Annotated in this window: 21 protein-coding genes and 1 pseudogene; 16 read left to right on the forward strand and 6 right to left on the reverse strand. The window is 66.4% G+C overall.

The window, feature by feature from the left end; all coding sequences use genetic code 11:
- Positions 1-81: 81 nt before the first annotated feature.
- Positions 82-1005: an AraC family transcriptional regulator gene (locus RW112_RS15080; RefSeq protein ID WP_317782554.1), complete on the reverse strand. Its 924-nt coding sequence runs from the start codon at positions 1003-1005 to the stop codon at positions 82-84.
- A gap of 277 nt (positions 1006-1282) precedes the next feature.
- Here RW112_RS15080 and RW112_RS15085 point away from each other — a divergent pair, with 277 nt between their 5' ends.
- The 8 genes from RW112_RS15085 to RW112_RS15125 all read left to right on the forward strand — a co-directional run bounded on the left by RW112_RS15085 (position 1283) and on the right by RW112_RS15125 (position 9794).
- The gene (locus RW112_RS15085; RefSeq protein WP_317782555.1) at positions 1283-2635 is read left to right on the forward strand and encodes a sugar ABC transporter substrate-binding protein; all 1353 of its coding nucleotides are present in this window, start codon (positions 1283-1285) and stop codon (positions 2633-2635) included.
- Positions 2636-2655: 20 nt separating this feature from the next.
- The gene (locus tag RW112_RS15090; protein ID WP_305942354.1) at positions 2656-3624 is read left to right on the forward strand and encodes a carbohydrate ABC transporter permease; all 969 of its coding nucleotides are present in this window, start codon (positions 2656-2658) and stop codon (positions 3622-3624) included.
- Positions 3621-4535: a carbohydrate ABC transporter permease gene (locus RW112_RS15095; RefSeq protein WP_317782556.1), complete on the forward strand. Its 915-nt coding sequence runs from the start codon at positions 3621-3623 to the stop codon at positions 4533-4535. Before RW112_RS15090 ends, RW112_RS15095 begins: the two co-directional genes overlap by 4 nt.
- A gap of 35 nt (positions 4536-4570) precedes the next feature.
- Complete coding sequence (locus RW112_RS15100; RefSeq protein WP_317782557.1) at positions 4571-5632, forward strand: NAD(P)-dependent alcohol dehydrogenase; 1062 nt, start codon at positions 4571-4573, stop codon at positions 5630-5632.
- 2 nt (positions 5633-5634) lie between these two features.
- On the forward strand, positions 5635-6585 hold the full coding sequence (locus tag RW112_RS15105) for a carbohydrate kinase (protein WP_317782558.1): 951 nt from the start codon (positions 5635-5637) through the stop codon (positions 6583-6585).
- 3 nt (positions 6586-6588) lie between these two features.
- A complete protein-coding gene (locus RW112_RS15110) occupies positions 6589-8067 on the forward strand; it encodes a mannitol dehydrogenase family protein (protein WP_317782559.1) in 1479 nt (492 codons plus the stop codon).
- 87 nt (positions 8068-8154) lie between these two features.
- Entirely contained in the window at positions 8155-9180 is a 1026-nt protein-coding gene (locus tag RW112_RS15115; protein WP_317782560.1) for an LLM class flavin-dependent oxidoreductase, read from the forward strand.
- A 215-nt stretch (positions 9181-9395) separates the two neighbouring features.
- Entirely contained in the window at positions 9396-9794 is a 399-nt protein-coding gene (locus RW112_RS15125) for a DUF6221 family protein (protein WP_317782561.1), read from the forward strand.
- Between the two features lie 84 nt (positions 9795-9878).
- On the opposite strand, the gene RW112_RS15130 is transcribed toward RW112_RS15125, so the two are convergent.
- A complete protein-coding gene (locus RW112_RS15130) occupies positions 9879-10052 on the reverse strand; it encodes a CsbD family protein (protein WP_317782562.1) in 174 nt (57 codons plus the stop codon).
- A 193-nt stretch (positions 10053-10245) separates the two neighbouring features.
- Between RW112_RS15130 and RW112_RS15135 the strand changes: the two are divergent.
- The 3 genes and pseudogenes from RW112_RS15135 to RW112_RS15145 all read left to right on the forward strand — a co-directional run bounded on the left by RW112_RS15135 (position 10246) and on the right by RW112_RS15145 (position 12930).
- Positions 10246-10834: pseudogene (locus RW112_RS15135) on the forward strand (adenylate kinase).
- Between the two features lie 143 nt (positions 10835-10977).
- Positions 10978-11193 carry a hypothetical protein gene (locus RW112_RS15140; protein WP_317782563.1) on the forward strand — a complete coding sequence of 72 codons (216 nt, stop codon included), beginning with the start codon at positions 10978-10980 and terminating at the stop codon, positions 11191-11193.
- A gap of 138 nt (positions 11194-11331) precedes the next feature.
- On the forward strand, positions 11332-12930 hold the full coding sequence (locus RW112_RS15145; RefSeq protein WP_317782564.1) for an HNH endonuclease signature motif containing protein: 1599 nt from the start codon (positions 11332-11334) through the stop codon (positions 12928-12930).
- 52 nt (positions 12931-12982) lie between these two features.
- Here the strand turns inward: RW112_RS15145 and RW112_RS15150 are convergent, their stop codons facing one another.
- Complete coding sequence (locus RW112_RS15150; protein WP_317782565.1) at positions 12983-13555, reverse strand: MOSC domain-containing protein; 573 nt, start codon at positions 13553-13555, stop codon at positions 12983-12985.
- 104 nt (positions 13556-13659) lie between these two features.
- On the opposite strand from RW112_RS15150, the gene RW112_RS15155 reads away from it, so the two are divergent.
- Entirely contained in the window at positions 13660-14037 is a 378-nt protein-coding gene (locus tag RW112_RS15155) for a nuclear transport factor 2 family protein (RefSeq protein WP_317782566.1), read from the forward strand.
- 69 nt (positions 14038-14106) lie between these two features.
- Here the strand turns inward: RW112_RS15155 and RW112_RS15160 are convergent, their stop codons facing one another.
- Both RW112_RS15160 and RW112_RS15165 read right to left on the reverse strand, forming a co-directional pair.
- A complete protein-coding gene (locus tag RW112_RS15160) occupies positions 14107-15369 on the reverse strand; it encodes an alkaline phosphatase family protein (RefSeq protein ID WP_317782567.1) in 1263 nt (420 codons plus the stop codon).
- 14 nt (positions 15370-15383) lie between these two features.
- Positions 15384-17036 carry an alkaline phosphatase D family protein gene (locus tag RW112_RS15165; RefSeq protein ID WP_317782568.1) on the reverse strand — a complete coding sequence of 551 codons (1653 nt, stop codon included), beginning with the start codon at positions 17034-17036 and terminating at the stop codon, positions 15384-15386.
- 268 nt (positions 17037-17304) lie between these two features.
- Here RW112_RS15165 and RW112_RS15170 point away from each other — a divergent pair, with 268 nt between their 5' ends.
- From RW112_RS15170 to RW112_RS15180, 3 genes are read left to right on the forward strand one after another with little or no spacing between them, the layout of a single operon-like run.
- Positions 17305-18144 carry a phosphatidylinositol-specific phospholipase C/glycerophosphodiester phosphodiesterase family protein gene (locus RW112_RS15170; RefSeq protein WP_411709921.1) on the forward strand — a complete coding sequence of 280 codons (840 nt, stop codon included), beginning with the start codon at positions 17305-17307 and terminating at the stop codon, positions 18142-18144.
- Positions 18145-18199: 55 nt separating this feature from the next.
- Positions 18200-19246 carry a hypothetical protein gene (locus tag RW112_RS15175; RefSeq protein ID WP_305942340.1) on the forward strand — a complete coding sequence of 349 codons (1047 nt, stop codon included), beginning with the start codon at positions 18200-18202 and terminating at the stop codon, positions 19244-19246.
- Positions 19247-19284: 38 nt separating this feature from the next.
- Positions 19285-19674 (forward strand): TfoX/Sxy family protein, encoded by a 390-nt coding sequence (locus RW112_RS15180; RefSeq protein ID WP_317782570.1) that lies wholly within the window; start codon positions 19285-19287, stop codon positions 19672-19674.
- Positions 19675-19722: 48 nt separating this feature from the next.
- Here the strand turns inward: RW112_RS15180 and RW112_RS15185 are convergent, their stop codons facing one another.
- Positions 19723-20196, reverse strand: a complete 474-nt coding sequence (locus RW112_RS15185) for an NUDIX domain-containing protein (RefSeq protein ID WP_317782571.1) — start codon at positions 20194-20196, stop codon at positions 19723-19725.
- Positions 20197-20262: 66 nt separating this feature from the next.
- Between RW112_RS15185 and RW112_RS15190 the strand changes: the two genes are divergently transcribed.
- Positions 20263-21036: an oxygenase MpaB family protein gene (locus RW112_RS15190; RefSeq protein ID WP_317782572.1), complete on the forward strand. Its 774-nt coding sequence runs from the start codon at positions 20263-20265 to the stop codon at positions 21034-21036.

The raw sequence follows: 21036 nt of genomic DNA on the forward strand, positions 1-21036 counted from the left end.
CTCCTTGGAGAAGACGGAGACGGAGTCTGCACACCGTCTGAAGAAGAAACATACTAGCCACTCATGGGCGAACTTGAAAGGTCAGCCCTGGACCCGCTGGCGGTACTGCCGCGGGGTTTCGCCCGCGTCGTTGAGGAAATGCCGGTTGAAGTTGGAGAGGTTCGAAAACCCCACCTCGTAACAGATCTCGGAGATCGCTTTGTCACTGCGCTCCAGGAGCCGCCGTGCGTGGGCCAGCCGGAGCTTGCGGACCAGGTCGCTGAAGTTCTGGCCGGTGGCACGTTTGAAGTATTTCGAGAAGGTGGGTTCCGGCATGCCCACCAGCGCCGCTGCCTCCGCCATCGTCACGCTTCCGGCGTGGTTGGTGAACACGTACTCCAGGACAAGATCGACGACGGCGGCGGCCTGGCTGTCCAGCTGCGGCCGGAACCACTCGTCCGCCAGATAGCGCCGTTCCTCCTGCGGTGCATGGGCAAGAACCGCAAATAATTCAAAGAGGTGGTGGAGCCGTTCCAGGCCGGTGGAGGCGCCCATCGCCTCGATGGCTGCGGCCGCATTCCCGGCTGAGCGGCCCAGGAATTCGATCCCGCGGGCGGACTGCTCCAGGAGGGGCTTAACCTCAAGCATCTCCGGGACAAGGGACGCGGTCTGTTCGACCCATTTTGCGTCGAACTGGATGACGGCGTCCCGGTTCTCCAGCACTTCACCGGGCTCAAGGTCACTGACCCAGTCGTGCGGCAGCCCCGACCCCACAAGCGCCACGTGGCCGGCCTCGAAAGTGCCGATATGGTCTCCGACGATGAACTTCCCGGTGCCCTTCCGGATCAGGTGGATCTCGTATTCGGGATGGTAGTTCCACCGTGCCACGGGGCTGGGGTAGTCGTGCTGGTGCCACCGGACGGAATGGTTGGGATCGGGCGGAATGATTTCCCGGTTGGCACGCATCCCCAGCAGCCGTTCGGCCAGCCTGGCCGTTGCTCCGTCAGTAGGCTCGGCGGCAGTCATGGTGGTTCTCCGTGGGCTGGGTGGTTATGAAAAATGGACGGCTCCAAGGAGCCTTCCCCAAGGTTAGCCCCTGCCAAGGTGGAACGGCACGGAAAATAAGTATCAGATTTGGGCAAGCAGGACGCTAGTTGTGCCCTACCGCACACACCTACAGTTGAGGAACATCAGCGCGGCACATCGGGTCTCCGATGCCAAGCCCCGCACCAGTCCGGTACGTCGACGCAGCAGTCGGGGTGCGGCGGCTGTGCACCCCCATGAAGAACAAAGGAGTCCTTGAATGCGCACAAAAATGCGTGCTGCGACCCTGGCCGCCGGAGCCTTGTGCGTCGCCTTGAGCGCCTCGGCCTGTGCCGGTGCCGGCGGAGGCAATTCCGCCAGCGATCCGAACACCATCAATGTCCTGATGGTGAACAACCCCCAGATGGAGGACCTCCAGCGGCTCACCGCGGATAACTTCACCAAGGAAACCGGCGTCAAGGTCAACTACACGATCCTTCCCGAGAACGACGTCCGGGCCAAGATCAGCCAGGAGTTCTCGAGCCAGGCCGGCCAGTACGATGTTGCGTCCCTGTCCAACTACGAGATCCCCTTCTACTCCGCCAACGGCTGGCTCGCACCGCTGGACAGCGTGGCCAATGACCCCGGTTTTGACCAGGACGACATCCTTCCGGCCTACACGGCGTCCCTTACCGGCGAGGACGGCAAGCTTTACGGCGAACCGTTCTACGGCGAATCATCCTTCCTGATGTACCGGAAAGACATCCTCGAGGCCAAGGGCCTGACCATGCCGGAGAAGCCCACCTGGGATGAGGTCGCGGACATCGCTGCACAGGTCGACGGCGCGGCCCCGGGCATGAAGGGGATCTGCCTTCGTGGCCAGCCCGGCTGGGGCCAGGTTTTCGCACCGCTGACAACTGTGGTGAACACTTTCGGCGGCACCTGGTTCGACAAGGACTGGAACGCGCAGGTTAACTCCCCGGAATTTACCGAGGCGGTCGAGTTCTACACCAAACTGGTCCGCGAACACGGTGAACTGGGCGCTGCCCAGGCCGGCTTCACCGAGTGCCTGAACAACATGAGCCAAAGCAAAGTGGCCATGTGGTACGACGCCACCTCGGCCGCCGGAGCCCTGGAAGCCGACGCCTCCCCGGTGAAAGGCAAGATCGGCTACGCCCAGGCCCCGATCAAGGAGACCAAGTCCTCCGGCTGGTTGTGGACCTGGTCCTGGGCCATGCAGGCTGCCTCGAAGAAGCAGGATGCTGCCGGGAAATTCATCGCCTGGGCCAGCTCGAAGGAATATGAAGAACTGGTCGCGTCCAAGCTCGGCTGGGCCAAGGTTCCGTCCGGCAAGCGCATCTCCACCTACGAGAACGCCGAGTTCCAGAAGGCGGCGCCGTTCTTCGAGGCCGAGCGCTTCGCGATCGAGAACGCCGATCCGAAGAATCCGGGAGCGCAGGAACGCCCGGCCGTCGGCATCCAGTTTGTGGGCATTCCCGAGTTTGCTGCGCTGGGCACCAATGTCTCCCAGGGCGTCAGCTCCGCCATCGCCGGCCAGGGCACCGTGGCCGACGCGCTGGCCAAGGGCCAGGAAGCCGCACAAAAAGTCGGCAACAAGTACAAGCAGCCTTAACCGAACCGCAGGAGAACATCATGACTACCGCAACGGCGCGCATCTCCCGCCCGGGACGCAATGCAGCCACACCGACACGAAACGCACGGTCGCGGGAACGCGCCCTGGCCTGGGCACGGCGCGCACCGCTGCTGCCGGCACTGATCTTCCTCATCATCGTCACCCAGCTTCCGTTCGTGGTGACCCTGATCATCTCGTTCATGAACTGGAACAGCCTGAGCCCGGACAAGACCGCCTTCGCCGGCGTCGAGAACTACGTCACCGTCCTCACGGATCCCGACCTGCGCCAGGCGATCTTCACCACCATCCTCCTGACCGTCTCCGTGGTCCTGGCGAGCCTGGTCATCGGGCTGGGCCTGGCCCTGCTGCTGGACAAAAAATTCATCGGCCGCGGACTGGCACGGACCCTGCTGATCGCACCGTTCCTGGTGGTGCCCGTGGCCGCGGCCCTTATCTGGAAGCACGCCCTCCTCAACCCCACCTACGGGTTGATCAACGGAATCCTGACCTGGGTCTGGTCCCTCTTCGGCAGCACCACGCCGCCGCAGCTGGACCTCTTGTCCCAGGCGCCGCTGATGGCAGTCATCATCTCGCTCGTCTGGCAGTGGACACCGTTCATGATGCTCATCCTGCTGGCGGGGCTGCAATCCCGGCCCATGGACACCGTGGAAGCCGCCCAGATGGACGGCGCCACCCCGTGGGCGATCTTCCGCCACCTCACGCTGCCGCACCTGCGCCAGTACCTGGAGCTCGGAGGCCTGCTCGGAGCGATCTACATCGTGCAGAACTTCGACGCCGTCTTCACGCTCACCGCCGGCGGACTGGGCACGGCCAACCTGCCCTACGCCATCTACCAGACGTTCTACTTCGCCAACGAATACGGACTGGCCTCGGCCGCCGGAGTCGTGGTGGTCATCGGCACCATCATCGTGGCGACCTTCGCGCTCCGCACCGTATTCTCGCTCTTCAAGAAGGAGGCAGCACGATGAGCACCCTCACCCCCGCCGCACCCCGCAAGGCAACATCGCCCGCCGCACGTGCCACGGGACCCGTCCGCAGCGGCAAGTCCCGGATGGACCCGACCCGCAACAACACCGCAGCCGGAATCGCGGCCTGGCTGCTGGCCCTGCTGTTCGCGGCCCCGGTTCTGTGGATGATCCTGACGTCCTTCCACTCCGAAACGGACGCCGCCACCAATCCACCGTCCATCGCTGCGAACCTCACCCTGGACGCCTACCGGGAGTTCTTCGGCGAGGCGTCCGGCGTCAGCCCCTGGCCGGCGCTGATCAACTCCGCCACCGCCTCGATCCTGTCCACGGTCCTCGTCCTCGTCCTGGCCATTCCCGCGGCGTATGCCCTCTCCATCCGGCCGGTGAAGAAGTGGACCGACGTGATGTTCTTCTTCCTCTCCACGAAAATGATGCCGGTGGTGGCGGCAATCCTTCCGCTCTACCTGTTCGCCAGGACGGTCGGGGCCCTGGACAACATCTGGTTCCTGATCCTGATGTACACGTCCATGAACCTGCCGATCGCCGTGTGGATGATGCGGTCCTTCCTCGCCGAAGTGCCGGTCGAAATGCTGGAAGCCGCCCAGATCGACGGCGCCAACCTCCTATTGACCCTTCGCAAGATCATCGCCCCCGTAGCCATGCCCGGCATCGCCGCGACCGCCCTGATCTGCTTCATCTTCAGCTGGAACGAACTGCTCCTGGCCCGGGTCCTCACCGGGGTGGTGGCAGGCACCGCCCCGGTGTTCCTGACCGGCTTCGTCTCAGGCCAGGGCCTCTTCCTCGCCAAGGTCTGCGCGGCCGCCGTCGTGATCTCCCTTCCGGTGCTGTTCGCCGGCTTCGCCGCCCAGGACAAGCTCGTCCAGGGTCTTTCCCTCGGCGCCGTCAAGTAACGTCATTCCCCTTCGATTCCCAGAGGATTACCCAGATGACAACATCAACCGCCCAGACCGCAGCGCTCGGGCAGCCTGAAGTGCCGTCCACCATGCGCGCCGCCATCCTGAAGAGCCAGGGCGACATGGCCATGGAAACCCTGCCCGTCCCGCAGCTCGATGCCGACCAGGTCCTGGTGCAGGTGGCCGCGGTCGGCGTCTGCGGCAGCGATGTCCACTACTACGAGCACGGCCGGATCGGCGACTACGTGGTGGACCACCCGCTGATCCTCGGCCACGAACTCTCCGGCCGGATCGCCGCCGTCGGAAGCGCCGTGGACCCTGCACGCATCGGCCAGCGGGTCGCCGTCGAACCCCAGCGCCCCTGCCGCAAATGCAAGCAGTGCAAGGCAGGCCGCTACAACCTCTGCCCGGACATCGAGTTCTACGCCACCCCGCCGATCGACGGCGCGTTCGCCGAATACGTCACCATCCAGAGCGACTTCGCCTACGACATCCCGGACAGCGTCAGCGACGAAGCAGCAGCCCTCATCGAACCCCTCTCGGTGGGCCTCTGGGCGTGCGAACGTGCCGGGATCAAGCCCGGCAGCCGGGTCCTGATCGCCGGCGCCGGCCCGATCGGCATCATCGCCGCCCAGGCCGCCCGGGCCTTCGGCGCCACCGAAATCTACATCAGCGACATCGCCGAGGACCGCCTCTCGTTCGCCCTGGAACACGGGGCCACGCACGCGCTGAACGCGAAGACGGACAGCGTGGAAGGGCTCGACGTCGACGCGTTCATTGACGCTTCCGGCGCACCGCAGGCCGTCCGTTCCGGGATCAAGGCCGTGGGGCCCGCCGGCAGGGTCATCCTGGTCGGGTTGGGGGCGGACGACGTCGAACTCCCCGTCTCCTACCTCCAGAACCGGGAGATCTGGCTCTCCGGCGTGTTCCGCTACACCAACACCTGGCCGCTGGCGATCCAGCTGATCGCCGACGGAAAAGTGGACCTGGACATCCTGGTCACCGGAAAGTTCGCCCTCACCGAATCCGAAGACGCGCTCAAGGCAGGCAAGCAGCCCGGCCAGCTCAAAGCCGTGGTCTACCCGGGCCGCTGACCATGATCACCGTCATCGGCGAATCCCTCGTGGACATCATCAGCGACCCGCGCCGGCCGCAGGAAGTCCAGGAACACCCCGGCGGAAGCCCCCTCAACGTGGCGGTGGGGACTGCGCGGCTGGGCCTGGCAACCAACCTCGTGACGCACTACGCGGATGACCGGTACGGGCTCATGATCGAAGGGCACCTGCACTCCAACGGGGTGACGGCGGTCAGGGGCGGCAGTGCACCCACATCAACGGCCACCGCCACGCTCATTCCCGACGGCGCCGCCAGCTACGTCTTCGACATCAGCTGGGACTTCAACGGGGCATCGCTTCCCGCCCTGGCCGCCGCCGAGGGGTCCGCCCACGTGCATACGGGATCGATCGCTGCCGTGTTGCCGCCGGAGGCCCAGGCCACGCTCGCGTTGGTGCAGGCAGCCCGGGAGCACGCGACGGTCAGTTTCGACCCGAACTGCCGTCCGGGGATCAGCCCTGACGCGACCGCGGCACGCACGCAGGCGGAACTCTTTGTGGCCGCGAGCGACGTGGTCAAGGCCAGCGATGAAGACCTCGCGTGGCTCTACCCGGACAGGGCCCTGGAGGAGAGCCTGCAAGCATGGCTGGAACTCGGCCCGGCAATTGTTGCCCTGACCCGCGGCGCGAACGGACCGGTCATCATGACCCGGCAAGGACGCGTGGAAATGCCGGCGGAAGCCGTCACTGTGGCGGACACTGTGGGGGCGGGGGATTCGTTCATGGCCGGCCTGGTCTCAGGACTCGCGCAGCTGGACGCGCTGGGCGCCGGTGGACGGCAGCGTCTGCGGGACATCACTCCGGGTGAACTTCACGCCTTGGCCGCCTACGCGAACAGGGCCGCGGCCATCACCTGTTCCCGGCCGGGTGCCAACCCGCCCACGTCAGCCGAGCTGGGTTCCTTGACCGGCTCCCTCACCGCAATGGAAGGTTAGACAATGCCTGCACTCGAGCCCAGCGTACTTTCCGGGTTGTCCGCTTCCGTAGCAGTGCCCTCCTACGACCGCTCCGGCCTGACCGCCGGGATCGTCCACTTCGGCGTCGGCGGTTTCCACCGCGCGCACCAGGCCATGTACCTGGACCGGCTAATGAACGCCGGCAACGCGCATGACTGGGCCATCTGCGGGGTGGGGGTCCTGCCCGGGGATGCCCGCATGAAGCAGGTCATGGACAGCCAGGACTGCCTCTACACGCTGGTGGTGAAGAACCCGGACGGTACACGGGACGGCCGGATCATCGGTTCGATCATCGAGTACCTCTTTGCTCCCGAGGACCCCGAGGCCGTCATCGAGAAGATGGCCTCCGAGGCGATCCGCATCGTTTCGCTCACGGTCACCGAGGGCGGCTACAACTTCCACCACGTCACCGGCGAATTCGACGCCGGAAACCCGGACGTGGTCCACGACCTCCAGCCCGGCGCCGCACCGCGGACCACCTTCGGCCTCGTCACCGAAGCACTCGCCAGGCGGCGGGCACGCGGACTTACCCCCTTCACCGTGATGTCCTGCGACAACATCCAGGGCAACGGCGACGTGGCCCGGAAAATGTTCACCGCGTATGCCACCCTCAAGGACCCTGAACTCGGGAGCTGGGTGGAGAACAATGTCCCCTTCCCCAACAGCATGGTGGACCGCATCACCCCGGTGACCACCGACGCCGACCGCGAGGCCATCGCGGCGGAATTCGGGGTCGAGGACGCCTGGCCCGTGGTGTGCGAACCGTTCGAACAATGGGTGCTCGAAGACCACTTCAGCCTGGACCGGCCTCCCTTCGAGGACGCCGGAGTCCAACTGGTGGCAGACGTGGAACCGTACGAATTGATGAAGCTGCGCCTGCTCAACGCCAGCCACCAGGGCATGTGCTATTTCGGCTACCTCGCCGGCTACCGCTACGCCCATGAGGTGGCCCAGGACCCGCTGTTCGCGCAGTTCCTACTCGGTTACATGGACAAGGAAGCCACCCCCACACTTCATCCCGTCCCCGGCATCGACCTCGATGGCTACCAACAGACCCTGATTGAGCGGTTCTCCAACGAGCACGTCAGGGACACCCTGGCCCGGCTGTGTGCCGAAAGTTCGGACCGGATCCCCAAGTGGTTGGTGCCGGTCATCCGCATCAACCTGGAACGGGGCGGGGAGATCGCCCGCTCCGCGGCGATCGTCGCCAGCTGGGCGCGCTATGACGAAGGCGCCGATGAACAGGGAAACCCCATCGACGTGGTCGACCGCCTGAAGGAACCGCTGATGGCTGCGGCGGCACGGCAGCGCGAGGAACCGCTCGCCTTCATCTCCAACCGTGAAATCTTCGGCGACCTGATCGACAATCCGGTCTTCGTGGCGGCCTACACCCAGGCCCTTGATGACCTCCACCGGGTCGGCGCCCGGGCTGCCCTGGAATCGCTGGCGGCCCGTTCGTAGCGGTTTGCAAGTGTACGACGGCGGGAGGTCCCGCCGTCGTACGCTTCACCATGGAATGAATCCAGAAGGTTGAATGTTCAATAAAATATGGACTTTGGCATCTTCACCTTCGGCGAGCTTTCCCGCGACATCAGCACCGGCAGCGCGCTGTCACCACGTCAGCGCCTCACGGAGATCATCGAGCTGGCCAAGCTGGCGGACCAGGCGGGTCTCAGCTTTTTGGGCCTGGGCGAGCATCACCGACGGGATTTTGCCCTGTCGGCTCCCGAAATCGTCCTCGCTGCCATTGCGCGGGAAACCACCAACCTTCGGCTCAGCACCGCCGTCACCGTGCTGTCCACGCAGGATCCCGTGCGGCTCTTCGAGCAGTTCGCCACCCTGGACCTGATCTCCGATGGCCGTGCGGAAATCATCGCCGGCCGCGGGGCGTTCATCGAGTCCTACCCGTTGTTCGGCCACAACACCGACGACTACGACGGCCTCTTCGACGAGAAACTGCGCATGCTGCTCCAATTGCGGGACAACGCCTCCCTGAGCTGGAAGGGGACCCTGACGCAGAGCATTCCCGGTATGGACATCGTGCCCCGGCCGGTGCAGGAACAACTTCCAGTCTGGGTGGGCGTGGGCGGGACCCCGGCAAGCTTCGCCCGGGCAGGCCGGCTTGGCCTCCCGCTGTTCATCGCCCTGCTCTCCGGGCCCCAGCGGTTCCGCCGGCTCGCGGAGCTCTACCGGCACAGCGCCGACGAAGCCGGACATGATGCGGCAAGCCTGCCAGTTGGTGTGGGCGGACACTTCTACGCGGCCGCCACGTCACAGCAGGCGCGGGACACCTTCTACCCGCACTACCGGGCCTACTTCGAACAGAACATGCCCCGCCCGGTGGACCATTTCCCGCGCTCCACCTTTGACGACTGGTCAGAGCCGGGCGGCGGACTGCTGGTGGGCAGCCCGCAGCAGATCACCGAGAAGCTCCTCGAAATCCACCAGACCCTGGGCAACAGCCGCTACATGGCGCAGATCGGCTTGGGCGGCCTGCCGTTTGCCGAGACCGCCCGCTCCATAGAGCTTCTGGCCACCGAGATCATGCCGGCGGTCAACCGGGAGATCGGTTAAGCCGCAGATCTTCCAGTGGTTCATGCCCTCGCCAACCTGGGTGATGACGCCGGCGATTTCGTGGCCCATGGTGCGGGGCAGCTCGGGGAACAGTGGCATCCATCCGGCGTCGTCAATGGCGGTGACGTCTCTACTCCCGCTCGGAAGCGCGGCTATCCCGTTTCGCAGGCCGGACCGGTTTTCGGGGAAGGATGCCGACGCAGAAGTATGGGGGCATGGCGGACATCATCGAATTCCTGGAAGCCCGGATTGCCGAGGACGAGGCGGCCGCGGTGGAGTTGGCCGCAGCCGAGGCGGCCGCTGCCGAGTTGGAGGCTGCGAGTGCCGCTGCGGCTGCCGCCGAACTCGAGGCGAGGCACGGGGGTGGCGGCCCGGGGCCGGGCGCGGGCGGCCAGGGCCAGCCGGTGGTCCGGACCGGACTCGAAGTTTCGCCGTTTACTGCCGCGCGGGTGCTGGCCGAGTGCGCTGCCAAGCGGAAGATCCTGGCCAACGTGCCGCTGGTGACCGACATACCGTCGCAAATGGGCGGGACCAGCGAGTATGTGCTGATGTGCCTCGCCTCCGTGTATGGCTGGCACCCCGAGTACCAGGAAGGCTGGGAAGTCACGGGGTAGGACTTGCCGCAAAGAAGGGTGCCACCCGTTAGCCGGATGGCACCCTTCCTGTAGTTAGCTTGCCTTGTGGCAGCGTCCTGGCGCTTATTCCTTGAAGGCGTCCTTGACCTTCTCGCCAGCCTGCTTCAGGTCCGCTTTGCTTTGGTCAGCCTGGCCTTCGGCCTTCAGGTTCGGATCGCCCTTGGCCTCGCCGGCGGCTTCCTTGCCCTTGCCGCCAAGCTTCTCGGCAGCATTCTCGATCTTGTCATCCAGACCCATGGTGAAACTCCCTCCGGTTGGTAGCCGCCTGCGGTCCGCCTGCGGCTCACAACTTCATCGTAAACCCGACACCCGCCCGATAGTAAGCATGCTGACTGAATTTGTTCGGAGGGTCGATGCAGCCTGCCTGCAACCTTTGAAGTCCTAGCATGGGCGCAAAGGTCCACGAATGACACGACGAAGGGTCAGTCGAATGACGAGAATGTTGATTATCGGCCCGCCCGGTTCCGGCAAGGGGACACAGGCGGAGCGCATATCGGAGCGGCTCAGCGATCTCCACGGGGGACATCTTCCGTGCCCATGTGAAGGGCGGGACGCCGCTGGGCGTCGAAGCCAGGAAGTACATGGACGCCGGGGATTTTGTTCCGGACAGCGTCACCAACGAGATGGTGCGCAGCCGCCTCAGCCAGGACGACGTCGAAACAGGCTTCCTGCTGGACGGCTACCCGCGCACTGTGGCCCAGATCGACTACCTGGACGGGGTCCTGGCTGCCGGCGGGTTGACGCTCGACGTCGTCCTGCAGCTCACCGCTGACGACGAGGAACTGGTCCAGCGCCTCCTGGGCCGCGCCCGGGAAACCGGCCGCAGCGACGACAACGAAGCCGTCATCCGGCACCGGCTGGACCTTTACCACGAGCAGACCGAGGCCGTGGTGGCCACGTATGCCCGGCGCACCATCCTCACGCGGGTCGACGGCATCGGCGCCATCGATGAAGTCACGGACAGGGTGATGGACGCCATCGGGGACCATGGCACGGCGGACCTGGTCAGGGCGCCGTGACTGCCTCAACGGCCCCCGTCGCGCTCCTGCGGCCCGCGCGAACGGAGGCGTCGGCGTCGCCGTCGTCCGGCGCCCCTCGCTGACCACCGCTTCGCATCTACGCTCATTGGAACGGAGTTCCGGTTGGTGCAGGGCGTCGACGAATGGCTGACCCTCATCTCCACGGGACGGGGCCATCGGAATTTCCTCGGGCCACGGCAGCGCAGAATCCGCGGCCGGGGATCACGTACCGGCCTGTCCGCGACGCCCCGCCCATTTCGGTTTTCCTGGCGTCCTGGAAGGACGACCCCTCCGTCCTCATCGCTGATTTCACCCGGCTGGCGCAGGAAGCGTTCATCCCGGATCAGCCGGAGCTGTAGGGGGTCGCGCCCGGGGGGAGCGGCGCCAAAAAGCGAAGTGGACGACGGCGGGAAGTCCCGCCGTCGTGAGCTTGCGTTTGGGCACGGGCAGCCGACGTATGACTGAAAAATGTCAGTGCCTGCTGGGATGCTTTGGGTATGGATATCAAGGCGGTTGTGGAGACGATGGAGGCCGTTGAGGCGTCCTTCGCTGCGCTGGCTGCTGTGGTCCGGCGCGGGACTGGCGCTCCGGGCGTGGATGGTGCTGACCTTCTTCGGGACCGGGCGGATGCGTGCCTGGACGGGATGGCTGAGCTCGCCCGGATGGAAGCCGGAATGGCCGCCCTGAAAGTCCACCTCGCGGCCGGATACGCTGAAACAGCCGCAGCCCTCGCGCCGCCGGCCGTGTCCCCGCAGGAGCACACCGTCCGGGACATGGCGGTAAGGGCTGAGGTCGCGTGCGTTTTGACGGTCAGTGAACGCACCGCCGGGGCGCTGCTGTCCGAGGCGCATGCCCTGACCACCGCCTTGCCGCTGACGCTCTCCGCGCTGGGGGAGGGGCGTATTTCGTGGCAGCACGCCAGGGTGATGGTGGATGAAACCGCGAACCTGGACCGGGCTGGAGCCGCTGGCTTGGAGGCACATTTCCTGGACGCCGACGCACTTAACCCTGCCCGCGGCTGCCCGGCCGGGGACCTTGTCCCGTCCCGGTTCCGGGCCAAGGTCCGTACCTGGCGGGAACGGCACCACCCGGTCAGCATCGAAGAACGCCACGTCCGGGGCGTCGCGGAGCGGCGGGTGGAGTACACCCCGGACCGGGACGGGATGGCCTGGCTCTCGGCCTACCTCCCGGCCGACACCGCTGCCGGGATCTGGGACCGGACCACCAGTGCCGCCCGTGCCCTCCAGGGCCCGGACGAGTCCAGGACCCTCACCCAGCTCCGCGCCGACGTCGCCGCGACCTGGTTGCTGACGGCCGGCCGGGGACAGGCTCCGGACGCTGTTCCGGGCGGGGATGTCCCGTCCCCGGCGGCGCAGGTCCTGATTACCGTTCCGGTGTTCTCGCTGCTCGGCGTGACCGGGGAACCGGCCGTATTGGACGGCTACGGTCCGGTGCCGCCGTCGATGGCGCGTGCGCTCGTGGCCGACGGGGCGTCGTCGTTGCTGAGGGTGTTGACTGACCCGCGGGACGGTGCGCCGTTGGAGATCGGCCGGGCCGGCTACCGGATTCCCAAGGCGCTGCGGCAGTGGTTGCGGCTGAGGGACGGCAAATGCCCGTTCCCGGGCTGCAGCAACCATTCCCTGGACAACGAGGCAGACCACCTCCTCGCCTGGGCGAACGGCGGGACCACCGGGATCAGCAACCTCGGCCAGCCCTGTCCCAGGCACCACCGACTCAAGCACGCCACGGTCTGGACTCCCACCGGGGCCAGCGCCATCGATCCGCCCGGCTGGACCTCACCAACGGGCCGCTCCTACGCCAGCGAACAACCCGACTGGGAACCACCGCACTTGCCAGAACTGGCGGATGACCCCGACTGGGAACCACCCCACTGGCCACCCGAAGCACCGCTGCAAGACGTCCCGTGGCCCGAAAACCTGCTGCCCGAAAACCTGCTGCCAGAAAACCTGTTGCCCGAAAACCTGTGGCCAGAAAACCCGCCGCCCGACCTCGAACTGACAGATCAACCATTACCCGAGGACCCGTTCAGCGACTGGGCGCTCTTTCTGTCCTCCGAGGCAAGCGCGGCCGCCTAGGCGTGTCCGCCGCCGCGCCGCCGTCGACCTTAATCCGTTGGTGCCGGCCGTCCTACGGCAACCGCGATGGCCTGAGCAGGGCCGGCACGCCGGCCTGCCCGGGGTCCAGCGGCACGGGGCTGACCAGCACCGCCGGCCCGCGGTGCAGGATGCCGCCCGAAATAACCTGGCAGCGGACCCCGCCACGTCCCCGCATGGCCTTGTGTGCGCCCGGCGCGAGCATCTGGTCCATCCAGGCGCAGGGGTGGGCCGGCCGTCCGGCCTTGAGCCGGACCACGTCGCCGCGCGATTCCACCGCGAACTCACCGCCCAGCAACGGGGCTAGATGGGCGCCCCTGAGGACCACGTTGCGCCGAGTCAGCAGCGGATCAAAAGGGCCGGCACCCAGCTCCGCGGCCATGGCTTCGAGGGCCTCCACCGCTAGCAGGGTGACGGCGGCATCCATGTGGGCGGCCTTGCCGAAGAACCTGTCGCCCACAATCCCCTTGCCGGCCACGAGCTCCACATGGTCGGCGTCCGTGGTGGGGACGTCGGCGGCACCCTCGCGTGCTCTGCCGAAGTAAGCGTGCGCCGGAGACACCAGCAGATGCAGGACCTCCACGTCGTACCGGTAGCTTTCCGTCATTCCCCAAAGCTACCGCCCACCGGAGGGACCGGCACACGGGCCAACTGCTGGCATGTACTGACAGGTCCTCCCGCCACTCGACCGGGGCCAATACCGTTGATGGCATGACTGAAGACGAACAGGACCGGGCCGAGATCCTGGAAAATTACCGGGCCCAGTTGGAGGCCATGGTTGCCGGCGACACCGAGGAACTGGGGGAGCTCCTGACGGAGGACTTCTCGCTGACGCACATGACGGGCTATTTCCAGCCGAAACAGGAATGGCTGGCGCAGATGCGGGCCGGGCAGTTCGTTTACCACGCTGCCCGGGAGAAAGATGTGTCCGTTCACCTCAGCGGCGACACTGCCCGGCTGATGGGCAGGATCATCACCGATGCGACCGTCTACGGGGCACGGGCCAAGTGGCCGCTTCAGCTCAGCATGGACTTCATCCGCGTGGACGGGGAGTGGCTCGCCTCGCGCTCGGAGGCCACCACCTGGTAGCCCCGGGGGGACAAAGAAAAGGCGAGCGGACGACGGCGGGAAGGTCCCGCCGTCGTCCGCGCGTCTAAGTCACAGCTGCAGCGAGCCGGACCTGGAAGTTCCGTCGTACCCGCCGTCCGGGGCCCTCAGGCCGTAAATGTCGCCGATCGTCGGGGCGACATCGGCAGTCCTTGCGGGGTCGGAGGACACCGTCCCTGGGACCACCAGGGGGCTGCCGCCGGTGATAAAGAAGGGGATGGGCTCGGTGGCGGGGTGCCCGTGGTTACCCGGGATGGGGTTGGAGGCCACATAGGGGTCGGAGAACCGCCAGCCCGCCCGGCAATAGGCTACGAGGTCGCCGGCTTCGGCCCCCAGCCGGAGACCGGCCGGCCTGTTGACGGACAGCACGCCTTGATGCGCACCCACGAGCTGTTCGACGGCGGCCAGGCCGGCTTTGCGGTCCGCATCGGGCCCGGTCCAGTAGAGCAGGTCAGCTCCGCCGTTTTGGGCGATTTTGATATTGTTCCGCAACTCCGGGCGGGACTGCAGGATCAGATCGACCGAAATCACGTTCGTCGGGATGGACCAGTCCATGGAGTGGTCGGCGAGCACCATCACCACGCTGGACTCCCACTTGCCGGTGCTCTTGAGGTGGCCGATGAAACGGCCCACTTGCAGATCCGTGTCCGCCAGGGCGGCCTCCCGGGCAGCGCGCAGCGTGGTTCCGGAAAGGTCGGAATGGCCCGCGCGGTCAATGTCGCCGAGGTTGGTGAACACGAAGTCCGGGTCCGGGCCGCTGACCATCGCCAGCAAGGCGTCCACGGTGGCGGCATCGGGCGCATGACCAGTCACCGGAAGGACCGGCTGGGGTTCCCAGCGGTAGCTGGCCCGGGTCCCGAAGATTCCGTAGAGGTACTGCTTGCTCAGCACCGACCCGGTGGTCAGTCCGCGCGCCTGCAAACGCTCGAGGAGCGTCGGGAACCGCAGGTCGGTGGGCCGGTCGAGGTCGCGGACCACGCCCTCGGCGCGGTCGAAGATGGAGTTGGCAGGAACGCCTGACCGGTCTGGCCGCACTCCCGTCATCATCATCACGTGGTTGGGAATCGTCTCCATGACGGGGAGCGAGCGCGCCGCCGGGAAGTTGGTGCCGGCTGCACGCAGGCCGGCCAGCCTGGGAGTCAGGGCGGCGGTGATCTCGTCCGGGCGGCAGCCGTCCACTACGAGCACATAGCTCCGCGTCCGTCCCGCCGCCGGGGCGGCCCATGCCGTTCCCTGTGCGGCGGAGAGCACGACGGCGGCACCGCCGGCGGCGGCAAGTTGGAGGAACTGGCGGCGTCCCGGCGTCGAACGCATAGTTGCTGAGCTCCTCACAGGAGTCCTCCCTGGGCCGGTGTGACTTTACCCGTATTGGCTTGAACGTTCAACGATGTGGACAGCGTGGATCCTGAGCCGGGGGAGGTGCGTTCGGCGAGGACGTACCAGTCCATCCGCACTCCGGCGGGCGTCACGTCGAGGACGGAGTAGCCGTGCGAGTCGAAGTCGAGGTATTTCACGTGGGGGTTTGCCGCCTTGATGGCGTTCTCCACGGCGACGGATCCAGTCCGGGGCGGAACGTTGAGGATGTCGTCGAGGTTGTCGCTGGTGACGGACGTGCAGACCAGTTCCGCGGCCACTGAATCGCCGGTTGCCGGGTAGCTGGCCGGATCCGCGGGGATGTCGCAGGCCCAGCCGGAGTGGATGTCGCCCGTGAGGAAGACGGTGTCCTTGACCGCGTTGTCCCGCAAATGGCCCACAACCCGGTTACGGTCCGCTTCGTAGCCGTCCCACTGGTCCACGTTGTAGGGCACGCCGCTGATGCTGGTGCCGCCCATCAGCTTCTGGACGGCGGCCAGTTCGGCGGTGCTCAGCGTCGAGGGGACCCGGACGGGGGCGATCATGACGGGGTTGCCCACGAGCTTCCACTGCGGGCCGGTGGATTCAAGGTTGCCCAGCAGCCAGTCCATCTGGGCGGCGCCGGTGATGGTGCGGGCGGGGTCCTTGACCGCGCCGTCAATACCGCTGGCGGCCTGCTGGTCCCGGTAGGAGCGCAGATCCAGCATGGACAGGCTTGCCAGGGAACCGAAGTCCAGCCGGCGGTAAATCCGGCCGCCCGGTTCGTAGCGTACGGGCATCCATTCGGCGTAGGCCTGGTGCGCGGCGGCAAACCGTTCGCTCCATGCCCCTTCGGTGCCTTCAGTGTGGTTTTCGGCGCCGGATTTCCAGGCGTCATTTGCCGATTCGTGGTCGTCCCAAGTCACGATGAACGGCGCGGCAGCGTGCAGCGCCTGCAGGTCTGGATCGGACTTGTACTGGGCGTGCCGGCGGCGGTAGTGGGATAGCCGGGTCATCTCGTGCGCGGGCTCGTGGGGCCGGACCACCACGTCGCGCGCCTGGTATTCGCCCGGCCCGTATTCGTAAAGGTAGTCGCCGAGGTGGAGCACGGCGTCGAGGTCGCCGCGGGCGGCGAGGTGGCGGTACGAGGAGAAATAGCCGGCCTGCCAGTTGGCGCAGGACACCACTCCGAACTTCAGCCGGTCCACCGGGGCGCCGGCCGCCGGAGCCGTTCGGGTTCGACCCGCAGGGGACACTGACTGGCCCACGGTGAACCTGAACCAGTAGGTGGTGGCGGGCGAAAGGCGGCCGGCGACGACTTTGACCGTATGGTCCCGGGCAGCTCCTGTGTTGGCGGTGCCCCTGGCCGCCACCTTCCTGAAGCCGGGATCAGCCGCGACTTCCCAGCCCACCGGGACATCCGGGCCCAGTCCGCTTCCGGGCAGTGCCTCCGCCGACGGGGTGACCCGGGTCCACAGCAGCACACTGTCAGGCATGGGGTCGCCGGAGGCCACGCCGTGGGCAAAGACTCCCGTGCTTGCCGCGGTGGCGGCGACGCCGGGCGCGGCGGCCACCACGGTGCCCGCGGCTCCGGCTGCGGCCACCGCTGCGGCAGAACGCAGAACTTGACGACGAGTAAAGATGTTCATGGTTTCCAGTATTCCTACCGGCCAGTAGTGGATTGGGCTTTCCCGGCCGCTGTTTCCCGGCTGTTCGCCTAGTGTTTGCTCTTTTGGCTGATGGTCCACGCCTGTTCACGGGCCCGAAACCGTCCCGTCCTCGCGCGTTATTCCGCGGCGGGCACTCTTTTCAGGCACCCTCGCTCAGCGCCAGATCGCCTGAGCTGACACCCGTTGATCCGCACCAAGGAGAACCTCCGTGCTCGTGAAATGCGCTGCCACCGCCCTCGTGGCCCTCATGTCCCTGACCGGAATCGCGGGCGCTGCCGTCGCTGAACCGGCCGCCGCGCCCTCCGCCGAAGCACGGCGCGCCGCACCAGCCGTTGTCCTCGGGGAGCCCCTGGCATCCGCGCACGCGCACAACGACTACGAACACGCCCGGCCGCTTTTCGACGCCCTCGAGCACGGGTTCACCAGTGTGGAAGCGGACGTGTGGCTGGTCGACGGCGAACTCCTGGTGGCCCACGACCGCGAAGACGTCAAGCCCGGGGTGACCCTTGAGAGCCTGTACTTGGATCCGCTGGAGGAGCTCGTGCGGAACCAGGGCCACAGCGTGTATCCGCAGTGGGACGGCAGCCTGCAGCTGCTGATCGATATCAAGAGCGAGGGCGAATCCACCTACGCGGCCATTGAACAGGAACTGGGCGAACACCGGGCCATCATGAGCCGCTACAGCAACGGCACCGCCAAGACCGGACCGGTCACCGCCGTCATCAGCGGCAACCGTCCGCTGGCCACCATGCAGGCACAGGAAAAACGGTTCAGCTTCTACGACGGACGCTCCGCGGACCTCACCAGCGGCATGCCGGCCGCGCTCATGCCGCTGGTGAGCGACAACTGGACCAAGCTGTTTACCTGGCAGGGTGTCGGACCCATGCCCGAGGCGGAGCGGGCCAGGCTGCACGCCTACGTGGAGACCGCCCACGCGGCAGGTTACAGGGTGCGCTTCTGGGCCACTCCGGACCAGCCCGGAACGGCTCGCGAGGCAATGTGGACCGAGCTCGCCGACGCCGGTGTTGACCACATCAACACCGATGACCTCCCTGCGCTGCAATCCTTCCTGCTCGCCCGGGACTAGTCACCCGGCATCACCCCTCACACGCAAAAGTTCCGAACTCCCCAAGGAATCCACCATGACCTTCAAGACTCTTTCCGCGGCGACAGCTGCTGCCCTCCTCGCGGTCGGGGCCCTTGCCCCCGCCGCCTCAGCCACGGCCAGCGAAGAGGAGGCCGCCAACCAGCAGGCGTTCAGCTTCGGTGTCATCGGCGACATCCCCTACGGCGAGGCCGAGATCGCAAAGTTCCCCTCGCGCATCCAGGACATTAATTCCGACCGCAGCCTGGATTTTGTGGCGCACGTGGGCGACATCAAGAACGGATCCTCCGTGTGTTCGGATGACTACTTCGAACACATCCGCTCCGAGTTCGATACGTTCGAGCATCCGCTGGTCTACACGCCCGGTGACAACGAATGGGTGGACTGCCACCGCGGAAACAACGGCGCGTACAACCCGCTGGAACGGCTGGCCAAGCTCCGGGAGGTGTTCTTTGACGCGCCCGGCAAGACCCTCGGTGCGACGATGCCGGTCAAGAGCCAGGAAGAGCTGGGGCTGCCGGAAAACGTCCGCTTCACCAGGAACCGTGTGGCGTTCTCCGTGGTGAACATCCAGGGCAGCAACAACTCGCTCCAGCCATGGACCGGCATCGGTGAAACGGCGGTCACGCCCGAACAGCAGGCTGAAGTGGACCACCGGACGAAGGCCGTCCTGGAACAGGTGCGGGACACGTTCAACGACGCGGCCCGCCGCGACGACCGGGCAGTCGTCCTGATGACCCAGGCCGACATGTTCGACCCCTCGCTCCTCGCTGCTGCCACCGCCAACCCGGACGCGGTATCAGGCTTCCGGGAAGTCATCGCGGCCATCGTCGAAGAGACCAACCGCTTCGACGGCCCGGTCTATCTCATCAACGGCGACAGCCACGTCTATGCCGAAAACCAGCCGCTCGCGCAAGGATCGCCCTGGCTGGACATCTACAACCAGGAGGCTGCCGATGATCTGCAGCGCATCACCGTGGACGGGTCCGCCAACGCCACCAACTATGTGAGGTTCACTGTCGCTTCCAACAGTGCCACCGGCCCGGGCGCGCTGTCCTGGGAAAAGGTCCCCTTCAAGCAGTAGCCGGGTGATAATGAAGGCCCGGACCGGAAGGCGCCACCATGGAAATGGCAAAGCCCACTGAGGCTGACAAAGAGCAGTTCAGATCGCTGGTGAGCGGGCTGCCCGGCATTGACGTCAAACCGATGTTCGGCAACCTGGGCGCCTTCGTCAACGGAAACATGTTCGCCGGGCTTTTCGGTTCCACCCTGGGCCTGAGGCTCGCGGATGCTGACCGCGAGGAGCTGGCGGGCAGCCGCGAAACCCTGCCCTTCGGCCCGGCCGAACGGCCCATGGGCGGCTACGTCGGGCTCCCGGTCCAGGGTCCGCCGGAGGAGATTGAGCCATGGCTGGCCCGGGCGCTGGCCCATGTCGCAGCACTGGCGCCCAAGGTTCCCAAAACGGCGAAGGCCCCGAAGGCCCCGAAAGTTCCCAAACCGAAAACGGAATGAACGACGACGGCGGGACGTCCCGCCGTCGTCCGCGGTCCCCTCGCTGTCCTAAGCGCTGTTCCGCAACCGCCGTACGAGGGCGTCAAGGATGGGAAGCTGGCCTTTCACCAGCTTGGTTCGCGCTTCGGTCTGGTTGAACCAGCGGGCGTCGTCGATCTCCGGGTAGTGCTTGATGACGCCGGACCCGCGGGGCCATTCCAGCGGGAAGGTGTTGCTCACAATGCTTTCGGGCCGGAAGTCCCACTCGGCCGCGAACGCTGTGATGACCTTTCCTGACGGCTGCCTGAAAGAGCCCAGATCGCTGTAGTCGGCCGGCGGCGGCGGATTGCCCATTTCCTCGGCGAACTCCCGCCGGGCGGCCGTTAGCGGGTCCTCGTCCTCAGCGTATTCACCCTTCGGGATGGACCACGCGTGCTCGTCCTTGCGGGCCCAGAAGGGTCCGCCCATGTGGGCTATCCAGACCTCCAGCCCGGCGGCCGGGGACCACCGGTAGAGCAAGATGCCTGCACTACGAACCGTCATGTCGCCTCCTGTTCCAAGGCTATATGCGGGCGGCGGCGAGGGCCGGCTCTCGGGTAGTGTGTGGGCATGGTGCGTGGACTTGCCGACATGGGGGCGGAAGCCGTCCTGCTCGCCGGGGCGGGACGCGCAATTTTGCTGCAGATCGCGAACCCTGCGGTAGGTCACGGCGTGGCCGAGCACAGCAACTTCGCGGACCGTCCGCTCGAACGGCTCCGCTCCACCCTGACCTACGTCTACGCCGTGGTGTACGGGACGGAGGACCAGGTAGCGGCCGTGCGCCGCAGCGTCAACCGAGCCCATGGGCCGGTCCGCAGGAAGCCCGATGCAGGTTCCCCCGGCTACAGCGCCTTCGACGCGGAATCACAGCTCTGGGTGGTGGCCACGCTGTACGACACCGCCGTCACCGTCTACGAAAAAATCTACGGTCCGCTGGACGACGAGACGGCCGACCTCATGTACCGGGACTACGCCAGAATCGGCACGGCCCTGCAGCTTCCCCCGGAGCTGTGGCCTGCCGACCGCGAGGCGTTCAGCCGCTACTGGCAGGGTTGCCTGCAGCGGCTGGAAGCCGACGCCGTGACGTCAGGCGTGGCCCGCAGCCTGCTGTATCCGCGGGAACCCCCGACCTGGCAGCGTGTGGTCATGCCGCTGGCCCGCTTCATCACCGCAGGGCTTCTGCCGGACCAGCTGCGCCAAGGGTTCGGGCTACCGTGGACTGCACGTCACGGCCGCTGGTTCGACCGCACCGTACGGTGGTCCGCGGTGGTGTATCCACGGCTGCCGCGCCGAGTCCGGCACTGGCCAAAGAACTACTGCCTGGGCAGGCTCGGTGCAGCCTAG

Origin of the sequence: Arthrobacter sp. B10-11 (genome assembly GCF_033142195.1) — a bacterium.
GTDB classification, from domain to species: domain Bacteria; phylum Actinomycetota; class Actinomycetes; order Actinomycetales; family Micrococcaceae; genus Arthrobacter; species Arthrobacter oryzae_C.

Bases quoted from the DNA above. Each gene is read 5' to 3' on its own strand.
- RW112_RS15080 (WP_317782554.1), bottom strand. From the start codon at position 1,005: ATGACTGCCGCCGAGCCTACTGACGGAGCAACGGCCAGGCTGGCCGAA.
- RW112_RS15085 (WP_317782555.1), top strand. From the start codon at position 1,283: ATGCGCACAAAAATGCGTGCTGCGACCCTGGCCGCCGGAGCCTTGTGC.
- RW112_RS15090 (WP_305942354.1), top strand. From the start codon at position 2,656: ATGACTACCGCAACGGCGCGCATCTCCCGCCCGGGACGCAATGCAGCC.
- RW112_RS15095 (WP_317782556.1), top strand. From the start codon at position 3,621: ATGAGCACCCTCACCCCCGCCGCACCCCGCAAGGCAACATCGCCCGCC.
- RW112_RS15100 (WP_317782557.1), top strand. From the start codon at position 4,571: ATGACAACATCAACCGCCCAGACCGCAGCGCTCGGGCAGCCTGAAGTG.
- RW112_RS15105 (WP_317782558.1), top strand. From the start codon at position 5,635: ATGATCACCGTCATCGGCGAATCCCTCGTGGACATCATCAGCGACCCG.
- RW112_RS15110 (WP_317782559.1), top strand. From the start codon at position 6,589: ATGCCTGCACTCGAGCCCAGCGTACTTTCCGGGTTGTCCGCTTCCGTA.
- RW112_RS15115 (WP_317782560.1), top strand. From the start codon at position 8,155: ATGGACTTTGGCATCTTCACCTTCGGCGAGCTTTCCCGCGACATCAGC.
- RW112_RS15125 (WP_317782561.1), top strand. From the start codon at position 9,396: ATGGCGGACATCATCGAATTCCTGGAAGCCCGGATTGCCGAGGACGAG.
- RW112_RS15130 (WP_317782562.1), bottom strand. From the start codon at position 10,052: ATGGGTCTGGATGACAAGATCGAGAATGCTGCCGAGAAGCTTGGCGGC.
- RW112_RS15140 (WP_317782563.1), top strand. From the start codon at position 10,978: ATGGCTGACCCTCATCTCCACGGGACGGGGCCATCGGAATTTCCTCGG.
- RW112_RS15145 (WP_317782564.1), top strand. From the start codon at position 11,332: ATGGATATCAAGGCGGTTGTGGAGACGATGGAGGCCGTTGAGGCGTCC.
- RW112_RS15150 (WP_317782565.1), bottom strand. From the start codon at position 13,555: ATGACGGAAAGCTACCGGTACGACGTGGAGGTCCTGCATCTGCTGGTG.
- RW112_RS15155 (WP_317782566.1), top strand. From the start codon at position 13,660: ATGACTGAAGACGAACAGGACCGGGCCGAGATCCTGGAAAATTACCGG.
- RW112_RS15160 (WP_317782567.1), bottom strand. From the start codon at position 15,369: ATGCGTTCGACGCCGGGACGCCGCCAGTTCCTCCAACTTGCCGCCGCC.
- RW112_RS15165 (WP_317782568.1), bottom strand. From the start codon at position 17,036: ATGAACATCTTTACTCGTCGTCAAGTTCTGCGTTCTGCCGCAGCGGTG.
- RW112_RS15170 (WP_411709921.1), top strand. From the start codon at position 17,305: ATGTCCCTGACCGGAATCGCGGGCGCTGCCGTCGCTGAACCGGCCGCC.
- RW112_RS15175 (WP_305942340.1), top strand. From the start codon at position 18,200: ATGACCTTCAAGACTCTTTCCGCGGCGACAGCTGCTGCCCTCCTCGCG.
- RW112_RS15180 (WP_317782570.1), top strand. From the start codon at position 19,285: ATGGAAATGGCAAAGCCCACTGAGGCTGACAAAGAGCAGTTCAGATCG.
- RW112_RS15185 (WP_317782571.1), bottom strand. From the start codon at position 20,196: ATGACGGTTCGTAGTGCAGGCATCTTGCTCTACCGGTGGTCCCCGGCC.
- RW112_RS15190 (WP_317782572.1), top strand. From the start codon at position 20,263: ATGGTGCGTGGACTTGCCGACATGGGGGCGGAAGCCGTCCTGCTCGCC.